Raw genomic sequence first — 20,090 nt, 5'->3', positions numbered from 1 at the left:
CTCTCCCAGCCGCCTCAGGCGGTAGCAAAATCGACTTCCACGGCACCAAAGCGCAACTTGTCGCCGGGCTTGATCGGCACGTCGACTCCGGTGGTCACGCGAACGTTGTTGACGAAGGTGCCATTGACCGTGCCGGCTTCTTCGCGAACGAAGTAGAGCTGGCCCTGGCGCACCAGTTTGGCATGCCGGCGGCTCAGGCTGCGGGTCGGATCGACGCCGCTCAGGTTGATCTCGGGATTGATTCCGGCCGCCGGGTCGGGCCGGCCGATCAGGAATTCGCTGATCGAGGGATCGAGCGGAAAGGATTCGCCCTGGGCGTGCCGAAGCACGCAGCTCGGGCGCGATGGCGCGACGGCGGGAGGCGCGGGAGGCTCCGCGCGACGCGGCGGTGCAGGCTTGGGCGACGCCTTTTCACGCGGCACGGGCGGCGCCGCGCGTTCTGGTTCCGGCTGCGCTTCGGGCTCGGGTTTGGCCGAAGGCGCCAGCACCGGCTTCTTACGCAGGCGCGCCGCCTCGCCGAGCGCGTCGGTCAGCAGCATCTCGCAGCGCTGATGCCGTTGCGCCAGCTTGCGCATGAGGGCGATGGCGATGCCGACGTTCTGTCCGAGCAGGTCGGCAAGCTCGGTGCGCTCGATCCGGAGCAGGCGACAGGACTCGCTGGTGACGGCGCTGGCAAATCGCGGCTGGTCGTCCAGCATCGACATCTCGCCGAAGAATTCACCCGGGCCAAGCTGCGCAATCGGCTGCTTGCCGCGCGCAGCCAGCACGATGTCGACGGCGCCGGATTCGATGAGGTACATCGTCTGCCCCGCGTCGCCCTCGGCGAAAACCGTCTTGCCGGCCGGCAGGTCGAGGTAGGAATCGGCAGCATTGCTCATCGAAAACGCATCCTGTCACGACGGAACTGGCCTGGACTTCCGATTATGCCGAGCGCGTGGCGCCAGCGGCAACCGGCGTGAGACATTGCCTGGGGCTCGCCTTGTCGGCGCCAAAATGGGCTCGATGCGACATATCGACGCGCTTTTACTGCAATGGTTCCGGTGCGTCGGGGCGGCATTTCCGCGATTCGGCCATGGCGCCCGCCGAAGAGCCTTGGTGCGACTGGGGCGGGATCTGCGCGCAGGGACCTCGCGGCCTGGTCCAGGCAGGCGATTGATGGCCGCGACTTCCGGCGGCACCGGCGAGGGTTGGTTGCGGCTCACAAAACGCTACTGATATCATTCGTCGGCTCTGCGGGCGGTGTTTGGGCTGCCTGCCTGCAGCTCCACAAGACATTCGGGAAAAACTGGTGCGCAATTCCATCGCCTACGGCTGGCGGGTGGCAGTTCGCACCACGCTATTGCAGATCGGCGCGGCCGTTACGGTGGCCCTGGTCATTTCAATGTTCGATGTGCGAATCGGCCTGGCCACCGTCACCGGCGGCGCCATCATCGCCATCGGAAATTGGGTTTTTGCAATGCGCCTGTTCGGGCGGGGAGTCGCCCCGGCACGCAGCGCGTTGCGCTCCGCCTACATGGCGGAGGTGCTGAAGTGGATCTGGCTGTGCCTGGCCCTGTATCTGGCCATCGCAGTCTTCAGATTGCCGTTCGCCGGGCTGATCGCCGGCGTGCTGGCTGCACAGTTTTCATTCTGGATCGCCTTAATCGCAATCAGGTAGCACGATGGCCAGCGAACACGAATCGCCGAACATGACCGGGTACATCAAGCACCACCTGCATCACCTGCAGGTGCAGGCGCCGGGTACCGAAGGGCAGTTCTGGCTGATCAACATCGACAGCATCTTCTTCATGCTGCTCGCCGTGCTGGTGTTCTTCTGGCTGTTCATGCGCGTATCGCGGCGCGCGACCGCGGGCGTGCCGGGCAAGCTGCAGTGCGCGATCGAGATGATCCTGTCCTTCGTCGACGGCATGGTCCGCGAGACCTTCCACGGCCGCAGCAAGCTGATCGCGCCGCTGTCGCTGACCATCTTCGTCCTCGTTTTCCTGATGAATTTCATGGACATGCTGCCGGTCGACCTGCTGCCCTGGATGTGGGCCAGCGGTCATGCGCTTGCCGGCCACGATCCGGAGCATGCCTACCTGCGCGTAGTGCCGACCGCCGACATCAACACCACGGTCGGCATGGCCCTGACCGTATTCCTGCTGATCCAGTACATCGGCATCAAGCACAAGGGCGTGTTCGGCTTCTTCAAGGAATGGTTCACGGCTCCGTTCGGGCCGTGGTTCGCCCCGTTCAACCTGCTCCTGCGCGTGATCGAGGAGGCCGTGCGCCCGCTCTCGCTGTCGCTGCGACTGTTCGGCAACATGTACGCCGGCGAGCTGATCTTCATCCTGATCGCGGTGATGACGCTGGGCGCATCGCTCGAGCACGTCTCGACCTACCTGCTCGGCGCGGGCCAGGTCATTGCGGGCTTCGTCTGGACTGCCTTCCATATCCTGATCATCACCCTGCAGGCCTTCATCTTCATGACCCTGACCATCGTCTACCTGAGCATGGCCGCAGAACACCACTGATCGAACTTGACCTGCAGGCATGCTGGCCTGCCCGCTTCAGACAGAGCCTCTGCGACCACCCATGATCGCGAGAATCAAATAGCAGGCATCCAAGCCTGCACCGTTCATCTAAAAGCTGTTTTTTCTTTCATTCAACTCAGAGAAACCCGGAGAGAACCATGGAAACCATCGCAAACGTTGCCCAGGTCGGCGACCTGCTCAGCATGACGGTCATCGCCGCCGCCCTCCTGATCGGACTCGGCGCGCTCGGAACGGCGATCGGCTTCGCCCTGCTCGGCGGCAAGTTCCTCGAAGGCGCCTCGCGCCAGCCGGAACTCACCCCGATGCTGCAGACCAAGATGTTCATCGTCGCCGGCCTGCTCGACGCGGTGCCGATCATCGGCGTCGCCATCGCCCTGCTGCTGCTGTTCGCGAACCCGCTGCTCGCCACGCTCGGCGTGAAGTAATCGTCCACGAAACCCGGCATCCGCGCGGCGGCCACCCGGCCGCCGTCTCGCAGGAGCAAGATCAATGATTCCCAATATCACACTGGTGATTCAGGGCCTGGCGTTCTTCGCCGTCGCCCTGCTCGTGATGAAGTTCATGTGGCCGCCGATCATCGCAGCCATCGAGGAACGCCAGGCCAAGATCGCCGAAGGCCTGGCCGCGGCCGACCGTGCCCGTCAGGAACTGGCCGACGCCGACGCCCGCGTGGCCGACGAGATCCGCAAGGCCCGCGTCGATGCCGCCGCGATCGTCGACAAGGCCAACCAGCAGGCCAACCAGATCATCGACAAGGCACGCACCGACGCGATCGTCGAGGGCACCAAGCAGAAGGCCATCGCCGCGGCGGAAATCGAGAGCATGGCCCACCGGGCCCGCGAGGAACTTCGCACCAAGGTCGCCACGCTGGCCATCGCCGGTGCCGAAAAGATCCTCAAGCGCGAAATCGACGCCAACGCGCACAAGGACCTGATCGACCAGCTCGTGAGCGAGCTCTAGGCCCATGTCGAGCGCACTGACCCTGGCACGACCGTATGCGCGCGCAGCGTTCGAGCTCGCGCATTCGCACAATGCGTTGCCGATGTGGGCCGACAACCTGGCCTTCGCCGCGGAGGTCGCCAGCGACCCGCGCGCGGCCGCGCTGTTCGGCAATCCGCGGATTTCACCGAGCGAACTGGCTTCGCTGTTCCTGCCGCATGGCGAGAAGACCGATTCCGGGTTCGGGCGCTTCGTCGGCCTGCTGGTGGAAAACGGCCGGCTGCAGGTGCTGCCCGAGATCAGGACGCTTTTCGAGGAGCTCAAGCTCGAATCCGAACGCCTGCTCAAGGTGCGCCTGCGCACGGCGACGCGGATCGAGGCGGCCGAACTCGAGAAGATCACCGCTGCGCTCAAGCGACGCTTCAACCGGGACATCGAGCTGACCCAGTCGATCGACCCGAAGATGATCGGCGGCGCCATCATCGATGCCGGCGACGTCGTCATCGATGGCTCGGTGCGCGGCCGCCTGGCTCGGCTCGAACACGCTCTAACCAACTAATTCGAACTTCGTAGGGTGGGCTCGCGCCCACCGTTTGCGGTGGTGGCAAAGACCACCCTACATCGGGAAACGACAATGGCAACCACGATCAATCCGTCAGAAATCAGCGAACTCATCAAGCACCGCATCGAGGAGTTCAAGCTCACCGCCGATGCGCGCAACCAGGGCACGATCACCAGCGTGTCCGACGGCATCGTGCGCGTGAACGGCCTCAATGATGTGATGTCGGGCGAAATGATCGAATTGCCGGGCGACACGGTCGCCCTCGCCCTGAACCTCGAGCGCGACTCGGTCGGCGCCGTGGTCCTCGGCAGCTACGAACACCTGCGCGAAGGCGATACGGCCAAGACCACCGGCCGCATCCTCGAGGTGCCGGTCGGCCGCGAGCTGCTCGGCCGCGTCGTCGACGCCCTCGGCAATCCGATCGATGGCAAGGGCCCGATCAACGCCAAGCACACCTCGGCGATCGAAAAGGTCGCGCCGGGCGTGATCTGGCGCAAGTCGGTCGACCAGCCCGTGCAGACCGGCTACAAGTCGGTCGACTCGATGATCCCGATCGGCCGCGGCCAGCGCGAGCTGATCATCGGCGACCGCCAGACCGGCAAGACCGCCCTGGCCATCGACACGATCATCAACCAGAAGGGCTCCGGCATTAAGTGCGTCTACGTCGCCATCGGCCAGAAGCAGAGCTCGATCGCCAACGTCGTGCGCAAGCTTGAGGAAAACGACGCCCTCGCCCACACCATCATCGTCGCCGCCTCGGCCTCCGAGTCGGCCGCCATGCAGTACATCGCGCCCTACTCGGGCTGCTCGATGGGCGAATTCTTCCGCGACATCGGCGAAGACGCCCTGATCATCTATGACGACCTGACCAAGCAGGCCTGGGCCTACCGCCAGATCTCGCTGCTGCTGAAGCGTCCGCCGGGCCGCGAAGCCTATCCGGGCGACGTCTTCTACCTGCACTCGCGCCTGCTCGAACGCGCCGCACGCGTCAGCGAGGAATATGTCGAGAAGCAGACCAACGGCGCCGTCACCGGCAAGACCGGCTCGCTGACCGCACTTCCGATCATCGAGACCCAGGCCGGCGACGTCTCGGCCTTCGTGCCGACCAACGTGATCTCGATCACCGATGGCCAGATCTTCCTCGAGACCGACCTGTTCAACGCCGGCATCCGCCCGGCCGTGAACGCCGGTGTCTCGGTCTCGCGCGTCGGTGGCGCGGCGCAGACCAAGATCGTCAAGAAGCTGTCCGGTGGCGTCAAGCTCGCCCTGGCCCAGTTCCGTGAACTCGCGGCCTTCGCCCAGTTCGCCTCGGATCTCGACGCGGCCACCCGCGCCCAGCTCGAGCGCGGTCAGCGCGTTACCGAGCTGATGAAGCAGAAGCAGTACGCACCGCTGTCGATCGCCGAACTCGCGCTGTCGATCTACGCGGCCGAAAAGGGCTACCTCGACGACCTGCCGATCGCCAAGATCCTGCCGTTCGAAGCCGCCCTGCACCAGCACTTCCACAGCAACTACGGCGACCTGATGAAGAAGATCGTCGACACCGGCGACTGGAACAACGAGATCGAAGGCCAGTTCAAGGCGGGGCTGGACGAGTTCAAGACGACGGGCTCCTGGTAGGAGCCCTTGGGAATCGGGAATAGGGAATTGGGAATCGTGAAAGCACGCTTCGCCACAATTCCGCTCTAGCCGATTCCCGATTCTCCATTCCCTATTCCCCCGAAGCGAGCAAAGCGAGCGAAGCAATGGCCGGCGGCAGAGAAATCAAAACCAAGATCAAGAGCGTGCAGAACACCCGCAAGGTGACGCGCGCGCTGGAAATGGTCTCGGCGTCGAAGATCCGCAGGGCGCAGGACCTGATGAAGGCTTCGCGTCCGTATGCGCGCCTGATGCGCCAGGCCATCGGCCACATCGCCCTGGCCAACAGCGAATACCGGCACCCGTTCATGGTCGAGCGCGAAGACGTCCGGCGCGTCGGCTACGTGATCGTGTCGACCGACCGCGGCCTATGCGGCGGCCTAAACACCAACCTGTTCCGCACCTTGCTGCCGCAGATCCGGGCGTGGCAGGACAAGGGCGTCGAGGTCGACCTGGTCTGTATCGGCCAGAAGGCGACATCGTATTTCCGCCGCCTCAAGATCAACATGCTCGGCAGCGTCACCCACCTCGGCGAGAAGCCGCAGGTGGCCGAACTGGTCGGCGTGATCAAGGTCATGCTCGACGCCTATACCGAAGGCCGCATCGATCGCCTGTCGCTGGTCTACAACGACTTCGTCAACACGATGACGCAGAAGGCCACGATCGACCAGCTGCTGCCGCTGCCGCCCGGCGACGAGTCGCCGTCGACGCATGCCTGGGACTATCTCTACGAGCCCGACGCGCGCACGGTCCTCGACCACGTGCTGACGCGCTATGTCGAGTCGCTGGTCTACCAGGCCACGCTCGAGAACCTCGCCAGCGAACATGCCGCGCGCATGGTGGCCATGAAGAGCGCGTCGGACAACGCGACCAAGGCCATCGGCGAACTCACCCTGATCTACAACAAGGCGCGACAGGCCGCGATCACCCAGGAAATCTCGGAGATCGTCGGCGGCGCGGCGGCGGTATGAGTTGCCGGGATTCGGCATTCGGGATTCGGGATTCGTCAAAGCGCGGATTCTGAGCGCTCCTGCGAATCCCGAATCCCCAATCTCGAATCCCGCTACCAAATAACCAAGCATCACAGTGGAGTTTCACACCATGAGCCAAGGCAAAGTCGTACAAATCATCGGCGCCGTCGTCGACGTCGAATTCCCGCGCGATTCCGTGCCGAAGGTCTATGACGCGCTGACCATCGACGGCATGGCGATCACGCTCGAGGTGCAGCAGCAGCTTGGCGACGGTGTCGTGCGCACGATCGCGCTCGGTTCGACCGACGGCATCAAGCGCGGCCTCATCGCCAGCAATACGGGCGATGGCATCAAGGTGCCGGTCGGCAAGGAAACCCTCGGCCGCATCATGGACGTGCTCGGCAATCCGATCGACGAAGCCGGTCCGATCGGCGAGAAGGAGCGCTGGGTCATCCACCGCAATGCGCCCGCCTATGACGACCAGTCCTCGAGCAACGAACTGCTCGAAACCGGCATCAAGGTCATCGACCTGGTCTGCCCGTTCGCCAAGGGCGGCAAGGTCGGCCTGTTCGGCGGCGCCGGCGTCGGCAAGACCGTCAACATGCTCGAACTGATCAACAACATCGCGACCCAGCACTCCGGCTTGTCGGTGTTCGCCGGCGTCGGCGAGCGTACCCGCGAAGGCAACGACTTCTACCACGAGATGATCGAAGCCGGCGTCGTCAAGCTCGACGACATCCAGCAGTCCAAGGTGGCCATGGTCTACGGCCAGATGAACGAGCCGCCGGGCAACCGCCTGCGCGTCGCCCTGACCGGCCTGACCATGGCCGAGTACTTCCGCGACGACATCGATCCGGCTACCGGCAAGGGTCGCGACATCCTGTTCTTCGTCGACAACATCTACCGCTACACGCTGGCCGGTACCGAAGTCTCGGCGCTGCTCGGCCGCATGCCGTCCGCGGTCGGTTACCAGCCGACCCTGGCCGACGAAATGGGCCGCCTGCAGGAGCGCATCACCTCGACCAAGACCGGCTCGATCACCTCGATCCAGGCCGTCTACGTTCCGGCTGACGACTACACCGACCCGTCCCCGGCTACGACCTTCGCCCACCTCGATTCGACCGTGGCGCTGTCACGCGACATCGCCAGCCTCGGCATCTACCCAGCCGTCGATCCGCTGGCCTCGACCAGCCGCCAGCTCGATCCGCTGGTCATCGGCAACGAGCACTACGACACCGCGCGCCGCGTCCAGGGCACCCTGCAGCGCTACAAGGAGCTGAAGGACATCATCGCCATCCTCGGCATGGACGAGCTCAGCGAGGACGATCGCAACACGGTCTACCGCGCGCGCAAGATCGAGAAATTCTTCTCGCAGCCGTTCACCGTGGCCCAGGTCTTCACCGGCGCCCCGGGCAAGTACGTGACCCTGAAGGAAACCATCCGCGGCTTCAAGATGATCTGCGACGGCGAGTGCGACCACCTGCCCGAGCAGGCCTTCTACATGGTCGGCGGCATCGACGAGGCCTTCAAGAAGGCCGAGGACATGGCGAAGAAAGCGGCGTAAGCCGCTTTCGGGAATGGGGAATGGAGAATCGGGAATGGGCAAGGCAACAGCCTGCCGCTTCTGACCATTCCCCACTCCCCATTCCCTATTCCCGTCGAACGAACGAAGTGAGAGAGACCCCATGAGCACCATCCGCTGCGACATCGTCAGTGCCGAGCAGGAAATCTTCCATGGCCATGTCAGCATGGTCATCGCTACCGGCGAGATGGGCGAACTCGGTATCGCGCCGCGGCACGCGCCGCTGATCACGCGGCTGAAGCCGGGCCAGGTCCGGCTCAAGCTCGAGAACGGCGACGAACAGTTCTTCTATGTTTCCGGCGGCATTCTCGAAGTGCAGCCGCAGGTCGTCACCGTGCTCGCCGACACCGCCGTGCGCGCTGCCGATCTCGACGAGGCCGCCGCGCGCAAGGCCAAGGACGAGGCGGAACGGGCCATCGCCAATCGCAGTGACGCCATGGAGATCGCCGAGGCGCAGAACCAGCTGGCCCAGGCCATTGCCCAGCTGCAGGCGCTCGAGCATCTGCGGCGCAATTTGAAGCACTGAGAGCGCCGGGAATGGGGAATAGGGAATAGGGAATCGTAGAAGCAGCTTCCGCGAGGTTCTGCTCCTGGCTATTCCCCATTCCCTATTCCCCATTCCCCTCCATCCATTCCCGATTCCCGGCTTTTGAGCTATCGTTCCGTTCTGTTCTGGGGAGTTGGAACCGATGCCTGCCGCTTCGCTGCATGTTGTGATTCTCGCTGCCGGCGAAGGCAAGCGCATGAAGTCGGCGCGGCCCAAGGTACTGATGCCACTGGCCGGCCGTTCGATGCTCGGCCACGTCCTCGACACCGCCCGCGCCCTCGAACCGGCAGCGATCCATATCGTCTATGGCCACGGTGGGGACCAGGTTCGAGCCGCATTCGCCGATCCCGACCTGTCCTGGGTCAGGCAAGCCGAGCAACGCGGCACTGGCCATGCCGTGAAGCTGGCCATGACCGGCATTCCCGACGATGCGCGCGTGCTGGTCCTGTATGGCGATGTCCCGCTGATCGGTCGCAACACGCTTGAGGGCCTGCTGATGACCGCCGGCCCGTTGACCGCGCTGGTGACCCAGCTCGAGGTTCCGTTCGGCTACGGCCGCATCATTCGCGATGGCATCGGCCGGGTCCGGGCCATCGTCGAGGAGAAGGACTGCACCGCCGAGCAGCGCGCCATCAACTGGGTCAACAGCGGCATCCTCGCCGCCGAGGCCCGCCGCCTGCGCGTCTGGATCAACAACCTGTCCGACGACAATGCCCAGCACGAGTACTACCTGACCGACATCTTCGCCCAGGCCAACGAGGAGGGCGAACCGGCCGAGGCCAGCCTGTGCTCGAATCCGCAGGAGGTTTTCGGCGCCAACGATCCCTGGCAGCTGGCGGCGCTGGAACGGCTCTACCAGCGCATGCAGGCCACCGAACTCGCCGCCCAGGGCGTGCGCTTTTCCGATCCGATCCGATTCGACGTGCGCGGCAGGGTCAGCGTCGGCCGTGACGTCGAGATCGACGTCGACGTGATCCTCGAAGGCGATGTCGTACTCGGCGACGAGGTCTCGATCGGCCCGTTCACGCGGATCGGCAATTCGCGCCTGGCGGCCGGCACCGTGGTCAACGCGCACTGCGACATCGAGGGCATCGTCACCCATGGTCCGTGCGTGATCGGTCCGTTTGCACGCCTGCGCGCAGGCACCGAGCTTGGAGCCGGTTCGCGCGTCGGCAATTTCGTCGAGATCAAGAACACCCGCCTCGGTGCCGGGGCCAAGGCCAACCACCTCAGCTACGTCGGCGATGCCGACGTCGGCAACCAGGCCAACATCGGCGCCGGCACCATCACCTGCAACTATGACGGCGTCAACAAGCACCGCACCCACATCGGCGACGGCGCCTTCATCGGCTCGAACTCGTCGCTGGTCGCGCCGGTCTCGGTCGGCCGCAACGCCACGATTGGCGCTGGTTCGGTGATCACGCGCTCGGCACCGGAGGAGCAGCTGACCGTGGCCAGGGCCCGGCAGGGCACCGTGCCCGGCTGGCGGCGACCGCGTAAATCCTGAATCTGCGCGCGGCGCGGACAGCCGTTCGCCCGCCAAGCTCAGTCGAAGCCGTTTGCGAAGACGGGATCCGGGCTCGAAGTCGAGGCCAGCACGGCCCATCCCAGGCCGCCGGAAACGCGATGTTCCCAACCGTACTTGCGCCATGGCGAAACGCGATAGGCCGGCAGGCCGCTGCCCGGCCCGTTCGGCCGGATCCAGAAATTGACGCCCGTGTCGTAGGTGAAATACAGATCCTCGGTGACCTCGGCCAGGCGCGGGTCGGGCTGCTGGGTCAGCTCGGCGAAGTAATTGGCCCAGGCGGTAGCGGCCGCGACGTCGAGCCCATGCTCGACGTCCGAGGCATCGACCTGACCGTCGACGCCGTTTGAAAGCACCGCGTAGCGCGGCAAGGCGAGCGCGCCGCCGTAGTTGTCGTAGCCGTGGTCGGTCGTCGTGATCGTCGCGACCCGCAGGAAATTTCCCATGCGCCGGACGAAGTTGGCGATGGCAGGGTCCTCGGACGTGGAGTAGGCACGCAGCATCGCATCGACGACGAGCACGCTCATCCAGCTCGAGGCACCCAATGCACCATCGGCCCAGTCGCCATCGTGCTGCGAACCGTAGTGATAGAGCCCCCCGTCGACGAAGCCTGTCGGCTGCGGGATCTGTCCATTGGCGCCGTTCTGGTGGGTCACCAGACGTCCAACGAGGGTCGCCACGACGGTCGCCTGGCTGCCGCCGTTGATTTCGTAACTGATCTGGTTGGCCAACAACTTGAAGGCGGCATGGCGCTCGGTCCAGAAACCCGTTGCAGGCGTCCAGTTGTCGCCGAAGCCGGCCTGCGCGCTGACGATCGCGGAAAGCCGCGTCAGGGCCGCGTCATCGCCGGTCAGCCAGTAGCGATAGGCCAGGTTCTCGGCATAGACGTACTTGGTGTCGCCGTTCTTGAGGTCGAAGAAACCGCTGGCGTTGACGTGGTCGGTGTAGAAGTCCGAAGCGCGCACCGCTTCGCGCAACGACTTGTAGAAGCCGCTGCGAAAATACAGGGTGAACATCGAGGACGCGCGATCGTAAAGCCAGGGTTCGTAGTCGGTCTTGTACTTGCACTGGTTGGCGGCGGTGACCGCTGCATCATCTTCGTTGATCAGGCTGTAGAAATTGTTCTTGGCCGCGCGGTCGGCCTCGTAGTAGGCAGGCCAGTGGTCGATCGCCGAATTGGTGAACGGGTTGTCGCGTGCCTCGTTGTTGCTGGCATCGAACGGCACGCTGCGGTTGCCCTTCAACGCGCCCAGGCTCAGCCAGTCCTTCGGCAGCACCGCGTAGACATCGGGCTCCTGGACGTTGTCGGAAGCGATGAAGCTGCCGCTGGTGACGGTGTGCCAGGCGCTGCGCACCGGGGTCAGGGTCGTCACGTTGAGCTGACGCGCCGCGCCGCCCCAGCTCACCGTGACGGTTTCGGCGGCGCTGCCCGAAAACGCATTGTGGATCTGGATGCGGGCAACCCGCACCGAGGTGCCGTCAAGGGCGGGATCGAGCCGATGCCGCCACGGCGTCAGCTGGTCGACAAAGGCCGGAACCTCGTTGCCTCCCTTGAACACACGCACGGTTGCCAAGCCGGCCTGGTTGATCGATCCGCGTGGAAACGGCACGCCGAAGGTGACCAGGGTGCTGTTGCCGGGAGCAACCACTTCAGTCGGCACCAGCTGCACGCTGATGCTCCCGCTGCTGACGGCCGGAGCGAGGAAGGGCTCTGCCGCGAACACGCAGCTGGCGAATGCGAGCAGGACGCCGCAGATCAGGCGGATGGACAACACGGTCGCACTCCAACTTCAGGGGCGCGCATGATGAGTCCGCAAGACCCCGGATTTCATGAATCGGATCACATAGTTACGCTTGGCCACACGATCGACGTCCGAATCTGACGGCTGGGTCACGCGAGCGCCGCCTGCCGGTCGCTGCGACCAGGCGGGCGGCCACCGGACCAGCCAGCCCAGGTCGCGCCATCGGCTCCTCTGCAAGCGCCTCGACACGCGACGGAACTTCGCTAAAGCGAGGCGCCTCTTGCTAGACTTGCGGTTTGTTTTCGCCGGATACCGTCCATGGTTGCTGCCGTCCTGCCACGCCCCGAAGAAGCGAAACTCGCCGTCATCGGGTTGGGCTATGTCGGCCTGCCGCTGGCAGTCGGATTCGGTCGCCAGCTCGAAACCCTCGGCTTCGACATCAACACGCGACGCATCGAGGAACTCTCGGCGCACCGGGACCACACCCTGGAAGTGTCCGCGGACGAGCTCAAGGCCGTTCCGAACCTGAGGTTCAGCGCCGACCCGGCGGAACTCGCGGCCTGCAACGTCTTCATCGTCACCGTGCCGACCCCGATCGACGATGCCAAGCGTCCGGATCTGCGCCCGCTCGAGTCCGCCAGCCGCACCGTTGGCCGGGCCATTCGCCCCGGCGGCGTGGTGATTTTCGAGTCGACGGTCTATCCCGGCGCGACCGAGGAAGTCTGCGTGCCGATCATCGAGCGCGAATCCGGGTTGCGCTTCAACGTCGATTTCCATGCCGGCTACAGTCCCGAGCGGATCAATCCGGGCGACAAGCAGCACCGCCTCGAGTCGATCATGAAGGTCACCTCCGGCTCGACGCCCGAGGCGGCCGATTTCGTCGATGCGCTCTATCGCCTGGTCATCAAGGCCGGTACGCACAAGGCGTCCAGCATCCGCGTGGCCGAGGCGGCCAAGGTCATCGAAAACACCCAGCGCGATCTCAACATCGCCCTGATCAACGAACTCGCCCTGATCTTCAACCGGCTCGGCATCGACACCAGCGAAGTGCTTGCGGCGGCCGGCACCAAGTGGAACTTCCTGCCGTTCCGGCCGGGCCTGGTCGGCGGCCACTGCATCGGCGTCGATCCGTACTACCTGACCCACAAGGCCCAGCAGATCGGCTACCACCCCGAGGTCATCCTGTCCGGGCGGCGGATCAACGACGGCATGGGCAGCCACGTGGCCCAGCGCGTTATCAAGCTGATGATCCAGCGCCGCATGCATGCCGCCGGTGCCAGGGTGCTGATCCTCGGTCTCGCCTTCAAGGAGAACTGCCCCGACCTGCGCAATACGCGGGTGGTTGACGTGGTCGCCGAGTTCAGGGACTTCCATGCCGAAGTCGAAGTCCACGATCCCTGGGTCGACGCCGCCGAAGCCCGGCACGAATATGGCCTGGAACTGACGACCGAATTGAAGCCGGGCAGCTACGACGCGATCGTGCTCGCGGTTGCCCACGAACAGTTCGTGGCCATGGGTGGCGAGCGCATCCGCGCGCTCGGAAAGCCCGGCTGCGTGCTGTTCGACGTCAAGCAGGTGTTGCCGCGCGACGCGGTCGACGATCGCCTATGAAGCTGAGGATGGATTCATGCGTGTACTGGTAACCGGGGCCGCTGGCTTCATCGGCGCCGCGCTCAGTGCGCGCCTGCTCGCGCGCGGCGACGAAGTCCTTGGATTCGACAACGTCAACGCGTACTACGACCCGAGCCTCAAGGAAGCCCGCCTCGAGCGCCTCGCCCCGCAGCCGGGATTCCGCCTGATCCGCGCCTCACTCGAGGACCGGCCCGCGGTCGAGAGCGCATTCGCGCAATTCAGCCCGCAGCGCGTGGTCAACCTTGCCGCCCAGGCCGGCGTTCGCTACTCGCTCGAGAATCCGCACGCCTACATCGAAAGCAACATCGTCGGCTTCACCAACATCCTCGAAGCCTGCCGACACGGCGGGGTCGAGCATCTCGTCTACGCCTCCTCGAGTTCGGTCTACGGCGCCAACCGCAAGCTGCCGTTTTCGGTGAACGATCCGGTCGACCATCCGGTCAGCCTGTACGCGGCGACCAAGAAGGCCAACGAGCTGATGGCGCATACCTATAGCCATCTGTACGCCCTGCCGACGACCGGCCTGCGCTTCTTCACCGTGTACGGTCCCTGGGGCCGGCCCGACATGGCCCTGTTCCTGTTCACGCGCAAGATCCTCGCCGGTGAACCGATCGACGTCTTCAACCACGGCCAGCACACGCGCGACTTCACCTACATCGACGACATCGTCGAGGGTGTCCTGCGCACGCTCGACCGCATCCCCGCCGGCGACCATACTTTCGATCCGATGCGGCCGACGCCGGCCAGCTCGAGTGCACCCTACCGGGTCTACAATATCGGCAACCACCGACCGGTCGAGCTGGCCCGCTACATCGAGGTGATCGAGGCCTGTATCGGCCGCAAGGCGACCCGGAACCTGCTGCCGCTGCAGCCGGGCGATGTCCCCGACACATTCGCCGACATCGAGGAATTGACCCGCGATACGGGCTACGCGCCGGCCACGACCGTCGAGGAAGGCGTGGGCCGCTTCGTCGAGTGGTATCGGGGCTACTACGGCGTCTGAACCCTCTTCAAAGTGTGATAGGTTTCACATTCCGCGATCGAGTGTACAAGGGGACTCCGATGATCAGATTGGCCAGGCTGTTCGTGTTCATGATGGCGACCCAGCTCGCCGCGTGCGCCAGCGGCCCGAGACCGGGCGACGCGCCACGTATCGATCCCGAGGCCCAGGCCGTCGAAGCCTATCGGATCGGGGTCGACGACGTGATCCGCGTGGCGGTCTGGCAGAACCCCGACCTCAACGTGACCGTGCCGGTGCGCCCGGACGGCAAGATCTCGGTGCCCCTGGTCGGTGACGTCGAAGCCGGCGGCAAGACCCCGGAAGAAGTGTCGGGCGAGATCACGACCAAGCTCGGGAATTTCGTGCGCAATCCGCAGGTGACGGTGATCGTCGACCAGTTGCGCAGCCACGAATACCTTGCCCGGGTCCGTGTCACCGGCGCCGTGCGCACTCCGATCTCGGTACCCTACCGGCAGGGCATGACCGTGCTCGACGCCGTGCTCGCTGCCGGCGGAACCAACGAATTCGCGGCGGCCGACCGCACCGAGCTGTATCGCAAGGAAGGCTCGTCGACCCGCGCCTACGCCGTGCGCCTCGATCGAATCCTGCAAAAGGGCGAACTCGGCACGAATTATCCGGTCCAACCGGGTGACGTGATCACCGTGCCCGAACGATCCTTCTGAATGATCCATCGCCGGCCAACCATGGACGTCGCGGCATGAATACGGAAATGGCTCCGATCGCGGAGATGCTGCCGGAATTCGCGCGTGAAGCGCGGCGATACCGCATCGCCCTCTCGCTGATATTCGCCGCGATCGCGCTGAGCGGACTCGTCGTGGGCATCCTCTGGCCGCGCACCTATGTCTCGTCGACGACCATCCTTGCCCAGAGCAGCGACATCATCCAGCCGCTGCTGGAAGGTCGTGCGGTCGCCACCGGCGTTACCGACCGCGCCGGCATCGCCCGCCAGGTCATCTACAACCGCAAGATCCTGCAGGATGCGCTGGAGGTCGGCGGATGGATGAAGGAGCGGCCATCGGTGCTCATGCAGGACCGCCTGATGGAGCAGATCAAGGGACGCACGACGATCACGAGCCCGCGCCCCGAGCTGATCCAGATCACCTACCGCGATTCGGACCCGCACCGGACCTTCGCGATCACGCAGCGTTTCGCCGAGAAGTTCATCGAGGAAAGCATCGCGACCAAGGAGCGAGAGAGTCGCGACGCCTTCGAGTTCATCGACAGCCAGGTCCAGGATTACCACAAGAAGCTGACCAACGCCGAAGAAGGCTTGCTCAAGTACCGATCCGAACACGCCGACGCGCAACCCGGCAGCGCCACCGACGCGAACGCCCGCATCAGTGCCCTGCGTACCCAGGTCGAGCAGGCGCGCATGAACCTGATGGAGCAGCAATCGCGCGAGTCGGCGCTGGTCGCGCAATTGTCGGGAGAATCCGAGGTCACCGCCGTGCAGACGCGGGCCAGCCTCTATCGCGCGCAACTGATCGAACTGCAGGCCCAGCTCGATCGCCTCCTGCTGACTTATACCGAGCAATACCCCGATGTCGTGCGCACGCGCCTGCAGATGCAGGACATCCAGCGCCAGCTCGAGGACGAGGAAAAGCGCCGGAGCACGAATACGGGCGCGAGCCAGACCCCGTTCGACAACGCCCAGTTCAACCCGCTCTACCAGGAGCTCAAGCAGCGCCTGGCCGAGTTGCGCCGCGAAATCGCCGCCAACCGTTCGCGCATGAGCACCAGCGAGGCGATGCTGAATGCCGAACTCGACCGCAGCCGCCGCATCGCCGCCTCCGAGGGCGCCCTGGCCGAATTGACCCGCGATTACGAGGTCAACCGCGACATCTACCAGGACCTGCTGCGCCGGCGCGAGAATGCGCGCGTTTCAATGGTCATGGACGAGGAACAGCGCGGCCTGACCTTCCGCATCCAGGATCCGGCGATCCTGCCGCTGCGACCGTCCGGATTGCGCCTGATGCATTTCGCCGGCGCCGGCCTGGCCCTTTCCGTGCTGGTGCCGCTGGGCCTGCTGTTCGTCCTGATCCGCTTCGATCCGCGTGTTCGTTCGGCGCGCCAGCTCGAACGTGCGACCGGACTCAACGTGCTCGCCACGGTTCCGGTCTACGCGACCAGTCGCGAGCGCCTGCGCAACCGCGCGCGTACCGCACTGGCAATGTTCGTCGTGGTCGGCGTCATCGCCGCCTTCGGCTTCACCTACTGGATAAGGCAGGTAACGGGATGACCGGCGATCCGCCCTCCAACGAGATGTCCCTGCCCGACCACGTCGGTGCCGCGCTCGGTGCCGCGGCCGGCGACATCGCCCGCCGTGCCGGCGCCTCGCGTTCGATCGCGCGCATCGTCGAGCCGAACGTACTGGCCCCGGTCGCGCTCGAGGAGCGTCGACTGATCCATCGCGAAGAGTCGGTGCGTCGCCAGGCCGACGCCTTCCGCGAGATCCGCACGCGCCTGCTCGCGCTCGGCGGCGACCAGAACTTCGTCACCATGGTCGCCCCGATCAGCCCGCGTTCGGGCGGCAGCTTCGTCGCGCGCAATCTCGCTGCGGCCTTCGCCTTCGACGAGGCGCGAACCGCGCTGCTGATCGACTGCGACCTGCGCCATCCCTCGCAACACACGGAACTGCGTGTCGACCCGGTCAACGGCGGCCTGATCGACTATCTCGACCATCCGGCGCGCGGCATCGAGAATATCCTCTACCACACCGGCATTCCGCGGCTGCGCCTGATTCCCTGCGGCCGGCAGCGTGAAATGAGCAACGAGTATTTCTCGTCGTTCCGCATGCGCGCGATGCTCGATTCGCTGCGCAGCCGCTATCCGGATCGCTACCTGTTCCTCGATGGCCCGGCGGTCAAGGGCTCGCCGGACGCGCGCATCCTCGCCGACCTGGTCGATTTCGTCGTTCTCGTCACCGGCAGCGGTCGCGACACGCCCGGATCGATCCAGAAAGTCGTGGCGAACTTCGACTCCAACAAGCTTGCGGGAATCGTCCTCAACGAAATGCCTTGAGCGATGCCAACGGGGGAGGAAGCGGGACATGCGAGCCATTGCGAGAATCGTCGCCACGACAGCGCTGGCGACCGGATGCCAGCCGGCCCTGGCCTTGCGCGTGGACTACGCCCTCGAACTGGGCCTGGTGCACAGCGACAACATCAATCTCAGCGCGAGCGATCCGGTCAGCCAGAGCGTGCTGATACCGCACCTCGCCTACAGCATCAGCGAGAGCGGCTCGGCCGTGCAGGCCGAGGTCAACGGCGTGCTCGAATACCGGGACTACCTCGGCGATGCCTTCGGCAGCGAATTCCGCGGTTCCCTCAACGGCCTGGTCAACTGGTCGATGGTGCCTGAACGGCTGAACTGGACCTTCGCCGACAACCTCGGCCTGTATCCGGTCAGCCTGCGCAATCCCGACGTCCCCGGAAATCTGCAGCAGACCAATGTGTTCACGACCGGGCCGACCCTGCGCTTCCGCTTCACGCCCACCCTGCAGGGCCAGGCCGAACTGCGCTATATCGACAGCTACGCCGAGGAAACCGGCGCCTTCGATTCCCGCCGCTACACGGCGGCCTTGCGCTCGCTCTACGAGATCAGCGCCACGCGCAACCTCAGCGTGAACCTCGAGCACCAGCGCATCGATTTCGACGACAACCTGCTCGCCGAGGACTACCGCAGGACATCTGCCTTTGTCGGCTACACCCAGGCCCTGTCGCAGCTCGACCTGAATGCCTCGCTGGGCTATTCGCGCCTCGATTTCGATCACAGCGCGAACGCCTCCGGGCCGCTGGCCCGTGCATCCGTCGACTGGCGCGCGAGCGAGCGCAGCACCTTCGGTCTCGGCATGGCCTGGCAGTACACCGACGCGGCGACCAGCATCAGCGAGGGCGCAACCGCATTCGATGCGGGCTTCGGCGGCGTCGGCATCGGCGGTGCGGCGATCACGCCGGAGGTCTATCAGGAGCGTCGCATCGATGGCACCTACCTGCTCCAGTCCACTCGCCTGAACCTGGCCACCCTGCTGCGCTATGGCACGTTCCGCTATGAGCAGGACCTGGCCGCGCTGGCGAACGATCGCGACGAGATCGGCTCCGGCCTGAACCTCGGATACCTTTTGCGGCCGACGCTGACCCTCGGCGTCACCGCCGAAGCCACGCGGCGCCGCTTCAGCGAAACCGGACTGGTCGACCGCAACTACCGCTACGGCGCCTACCTCTCGCAGCAGATTACGCGCCACCTGCGCTGGCGCGTCGACCTCGCACGCAACGAGCGGCACGCCGACGATGGCGCCGAATCCTACGACGAGAATTCGATCTATCTGCGCCTCGTCTACACGAACTAGGATCGACTGGACCATGCCCGAGACGCGAGACCCGACGAAACCCATCCTGGTCACCGGCGGCGCCGGCTACATCGGCAGCCATGTCGTCCGCCAGCTGGTCGCCCGCGGCGAGAAGGTGGTCGTCCTCGACAATCTCAGCACCGGCTTCCGCGAGGCCCTGCTCGGCGTTGAGCTGGTCGAAGGCAACGTCGGCGACAGCCCGCTCGTCGACGCCCTGCTCGTCGAGCGCGGCATCGAGACGGTCATGCATTTCGCCGCGCACACGATCGTGCCCGAATCGGTCAGCGATCCGCTCAAGTATTACGGCAACAACACCTGTGCCACGCGCGCCCTGCTCGCGTCTTGCGCCTCCGCCGGTGTGCGCGAGTTCGTGTTCTCCTCGACCGCGGCCGTGTACGGCATGCCGGCATCCGGCGAGGCCGACGAGCAGACGGCGACCGCACCGATCAACCCGTACGGCATGTCCAAGCTGATGAGCGAGACGATGCTGCGCGACCTTTCCGCGGCCGGTTCGCTGCGGCACGTCATCCTGCGCTACTTCAACGTCGCCGGCAGCGACCCGGGCGGACGCATCGGCCAGTCGACGCGCAATGCGACCCTGCTGATCAAGGTCGCCTGCGAGCATGCCGCCGGCAAGCGTGCGCAACTGTCAGTGTTCGGCACCGACTACGACACCGCCGACGGCACCTGTATTCGCGACTACATCCATGTCGAGGACCTGGCCGCCGCGCACTTGCGTGCGCTCGATTACCTGCGCGCCGATGGCGGTTCGATCACGCTCAATTGCGGTTACGGCCACGGCTACAGCGTGCGCGAAGTGATCGATGCCGTCGAGCGGGTCAGCGGCGAGAAGCTGAATGTCGTCTTCGAGCCGCGCCGTGCCGGCGATCCGCCCGTGCTGGTCGCACGCAGCGAGCGCCTGAAGTCGGTCCTCGGCTGGCGGCCCGAACACGATGATCTCGATTTCATCGTGCGCACCGCGCTGGAGTGGGAGCGCCGATCGGGCGCCACCGGTCCACAACGCTCCGTCAGCGCCGTCTGACCCAAAA

General features: G+C 65.1%; 19 protein-coding genes. 17 read left to right on the top strand and 2 right to left on the bottom strand.

Annotated elements, in window-relative coordinates; genetic code table 11:
• Window positions 1–14: 14 nt before the first annotated feature.
• Window positions 15–878 (bottom strand): cyclic nucleotide-binding domain-containing protein, encoded by an 864-nt coding sequence (locus BM125_RS01810; protein ID WP_092404286.1) that lies wholly within the window; start codon window positions 876–878, stop codon window positions 15–17.
• Window positions 879–1,288: 410 nt separating this feature from the next.
• Between BM125_RS01810 and BM125_RS01805 the strand changes: the two genes are divergently transcribed.
• The 10 genes from BM125_RS01805 to glmU all read left to right on the top strand — a co-directional run bounded on the left by BM125_RS01805 (window position 1,289) and on the right by glmU (window position 10,280).
• Entirely contained in the window at window positions 1,289–1,657 is a 369-nt protein-coding gene (locus BM125_RS01805) for an ATP synthase subunit I (protein WP_175497857.1), read from the top strand.
• Between the two features lie 4 nt (window positions 1,658–1,661).
• On the top strand, window positions 1,662–2,513 hold the full coding sequence (atpB, locus tag BM125_RS01800; RefSeq protein ID WP_092404282.1) for a F0F1 ATP synthase subunit A: 852 nt from the start codon (window positions 1,662–1,664) through the stop codon (window positions 2,511–2,513).
• A 158-nt stretch (window positions 2,514–2,671) separates the two neighbouring features.
• The gene (gene atpE / locus BM125_RS01795) at window positions 2,672–2,959 is read left to right on the top strand and encodes a F0F1 ATP synthase subunit C (protein WP_092404280.1); all 288 of its coding nucleotides are present in this window, start codon (window positions 2,672–2,674) and stop codon (window positions 2,957–2,959) included.
• Between the two features lie 64 nt (window positions 2,960–3,023).
• Window positions 3,024–3,494, top strand: coding sequence for a F0F1 ATP synthase subunit B (locus BM125_RS01790; protein WP_092404278.1), 471 nt, complete (start codon window positions 3,024–3,026; stop codon window positions 3,492–3,494).
• Window positions 3,495–3,498: 4 nt separating this feature from the next.
• A complete protein-coding gene (locus BM125_RS01785; RefSeq protein ID WP_092404276.1) occupies window positions 3,499–4,032 on the top strand; it encodes a F0F1 ATP synthase subunit delta in 534 nt (177 codons plus the stop codon).
• Window positions 4,033–4,107: 75 nt separating this feature from the next.
• On the top strand, window positions 4,108–5,655 hold the full coding sequence (gene atpA, locus BM125_RS01780; protein ID WP_092404274.1) for a F0F1 ATP synthase subunit alpha: 1,548 nt from the start codon (window positions 4,108–4,110) through the stop codon (window positions 5,653–5,655).
• 125 nt (window positions 5,656–5,780) lie between these two features.
• Window positions 5,781–6,644 carry a F0F1 ATP synthase subunit gamma gene (gene atpG, locus BM125_RS01775; RefSeq protein ID WP_092404272.1) on the top strand — a complete coding sequence of 288 codons (864 nt, stop codon included), beginning with the start codon at window positions 5,781–5,783 and terminating at the stop codon, window positions 6,642–6,644.
• Window positions 6,645–6,774: 130 nt separating this feature from the next.
• A complete protein-coding gene (atpD, locus tag BM125_RS01770; protein ID WP_092404633.1) occupies window positions 6,775–8,208 on the top strand; it encodes a F0F1 ATP synthase subunit beta in 1,434 nt (477 codons plus the stop codon).
• A 121-nt stretch (window positions 8,209–8,329) separates the two neighbouring features.
• The gene (locus tag BM125_RS01765) at window positions 8,330–8,752 is read left to right on the top strand and encodes a F0F1 ATP synthase subunit epsilon (protein ID WP_092404270.1); all 423 of its coding nucleotides are present in this window, start codon (window positions 8,330–8,332) and stop codon (window positions 8,750–8,752) included.
• Between the two features lie 163 nt (window positions 8,753–8,915).
• On the top strand, window positions 8,916–10,280 hold the full coding sequence (gene glmU / locus BM125_RS01760; RefSeq protein WP_092404268.1) for a bifunctional UDP-N-acetylglucosamine diphosphorylase/glucosamine-1-phosphate N-acetyltransferase GlmU: 1,365 nt from the start codon (window positions 8,916–8,918) through the stop codon (window positions 10,278–10,280).
• Window positions 10,281–10,318: 38 nt separating this feature from the next.
• On the opposite strand, the gene BM125_RS01755 is transcribed toward glmU, so the two are convergent.
• Window positions 10,319–12,073, bottom strand: a complete 1,755-nt coding sequence (locus BM125_RS01755) for a hypothetical protein (RefSeq protein ID WP_139224816.1) — start codon at window positions 12,071–12,073, stop codon at window positions 10,319–10,321.
• 285 nt (window positions 12,074–12,358) lie between these two features.
• Here BM125_RS01755 and BM125_RS01750 point away from each other — a divergent pair, with 285 nt between their 5' ends.
• Genes BM125_RS01750 through galE form a run of 7 tightly spaced genes read left to right on the top strand, consistent with a single transcriptional unit; the run spans window position 12,359 to window position 20,083 of the window.
• Window positions 12,359–13,651 (top strand): nucleotide sugar dehydrogenase, encoded by a 1,293-nt coding sequence (locus BM125_RS01750; protein WP_281243916.1) that lies wholly within the window; start codon window positions 12,359–12,361, stop codon window positions 13,649–13,651.
• A gap of 16 nt (window positions 13,652–13,667) precedes the next feature.
• Window positions 13,668–14,675 (top strand): NAD-dependent epimerase, encoded by a 1,008-nt coding sequence (locus tag BM125_RS01745; protein ID WP_092404264.1) that lies wholly within the window; start codon window positions 13,668–13,670, stop codon window positions 14,673–14,675.
• Between the two features lie 59 nt (window positions 14,676–14,734).
• Entirely contained in the window at window positions 14,735–15,355 is a 621-nt protein-coding gene (locus tag BM125_RS01740) for an XrtA/PEP-CTERM system exopolysaccharide export protein (RefSeq protein ID WP_092404262.1), read from the top strand.
• A gap of 35 nt (window positions 15,356–15,390) precedes the next feature.
• Window positions 15,391–16,932, top strand: coding sequence for an XrtA system polysaccharide chain length determinant (locus BM125_RS01735; RefSeq protein WP_245778763.1), 1,542 nt, complete (start codon window positions 15,391–15,393; stop codon window positions 16,930–16,932).
• Window positions 16,929–17,714, top strand: a complete 786-nt coding sequence (locus tag BM125_RS01730; protein ID WP_092404260.1) for a P-loop NTPase family protein — start codon at window positions 16,929–16,931, stop codon at window positions 17,712–17,714. Before BM125_RS01735 ends, BM125_RS01730 begins: the two co-directional genes overlap by 4 nt.
• A gap of 28 nt (window positions 17,715–17,742) precedes the next feature.
• Window positions 17,743–19,041, top strand: a complete 1,299-nt coding sequence (locus BM125_RS01725; RefSeq protein ID WP_092404258.1) for a porin family protein — start codon at window positions 17,743–17,745, stop codon at window positions 19,039–19,041.
• Between the two features lie 13 nt (window positions 19,042–19,054).
• Window positions 19,055–20,083: a UDP-glucose 4-epimerase GalE gene (gene galE, locus BM125_RS01720; RefSeq protein ID WP_092404256.1), complete on the top strand. Its 1,029-nt coding sequence runs from the start codon at window positions 19,055–19,057 to the stop codon at window positions 20,081–20,083.
• Window positions 20,084–20,090: the final 7 nt, after the last annotated feature.

It is taken from the genome of Dokdonella immobilis, from assembly GCF_900115085.1.
Lineage (GTDB): Bacteria > Pseudomonadota > Gammaproteobacteria > Xanthomonadales > Rhodanobacteraceae > Dokdonella > Dokdonella immobilis.
This window is presented reverse-complemented; position numbering and strand designations above follow the sequence as displayed.

Excerpts from the sequence above, each read along its gene's own strand:
- galE (WP_092404256.1), top strand. The coding sequence starts at position 19,055 with ATGCCCGAGACGCGAGACCCGACGAAACCCATCCTGGTCACCGGCGGC.
- atpB (WP_092404282.1), top strand. The coding sequence starts at position 1,662 with ATGGCCAGCGAACACGAATCGCCGAACATGACCGGGTACATCAAGCAC.
- BM125_RS01785 (WP_092404276.1), top strand. The coding sequence starts at position 3,499 with ATGTCGAGCGCACTGACCCTGGCACGACCGTATGCGCGCGCAGCGTTC.
- atpA (WP_092404274.1), top strand. The coding sequence starts at position 4,108 with ATGGCAACCACGATCAATCCGTCAGAAATCAGCGAACTCATCAAGCAC.
- atpE (WP_092404280.1), top strand. The coding sequence starts at position 2,672 with ATGGAAACCATCGCAAACGTTGCCCAGGTCGGCGACCTGCTCAGCATG.
- BM125_RS01750 (WP_281243916.1), top strand. The coding sequence starts at position 12,359 with ATGGTTGCTGCCGTCCTGCCACGCCCCGAAGAAGCGAAACTCGCCGTC.
- glmU (WP_092404268.1), top strand. The coding sequence starts at position 8,916 with ATGCCTGCCGCTTCGCTGCATGTTGTGATTCTCGCTGCCGGCGAAGGC.
- atpG (WP_092404272.1), top strand. The coding sequence starts at position 5,781 with ATGGCCGGCGGCAGAGAAATCAAAACCAAGATCAAGAGCGTGCAGAAC.
- atpD (WP_092404633.1), top strand. The coding sequence starts at position 6,775 with ATGAGCCAAGGCAAAGTCGTACAAATCATCGGCGCCGTCGTCGACGTC.
- BM125_RS01740 (WP_092404262.1), top strand. The coding sequence starts at position 14,735 with ATGATCAGATTGGCCAGGCTGTTCGTGTTCATGATGGCGACCCAGCTC.
- BM125_RS01730 (WP_092404260.1), top strand. The coding sequence starts at position 16,929 with ATGACCGGCGATCCGCCCTCCAACGAGATGTCCCTGCCCGACCACGTC.
- BM125_RS01735 (WP_245778763.1), top strand. The coding sequence starts at position 15,391 with ATGAATACGGAAATGGCTCCGATCGCGGAGATGCTGCCGGAATTCGCG.
- BM125_RS01810 (WP_092404286.1), bottom strand. The coding sequence starts at position 878 with ATGAGCAATGCTGCCGATTCCTACCTCGACCTGCCGGCCGGCAAGACG.
- BM125_RS01790 (WP_092404278.1), top strand. The coding sequence starts at position 3,024 with ATGATTCCCAATATCACACTGGTGATTCAGGGCCTGGCGTTCTTCGCC.
- BM125_RS01745 (WP_092404264.1), top strand. The coding sequence starts at position 13,668 with ATGCGTGTACTGGTAACCGGGGCCGCTGGCTTCATCGGCGCCGCGCTC.
- BM125_RS01725 (WP_092404258.1), top strand. The coding sequence starts at position 17,743 with ATGCGAGCCATTGCGAGAATCGTCGCCACGACAGCGCTGGCGACCGGA.
- BM125_RS01765 (WP_092404270.1), top strand. The coding sequence starts at position 8,330 with ATGAGCACCATCCGCTGCGACATCGTCAGTGCCGAGCAGGAAATCTTC.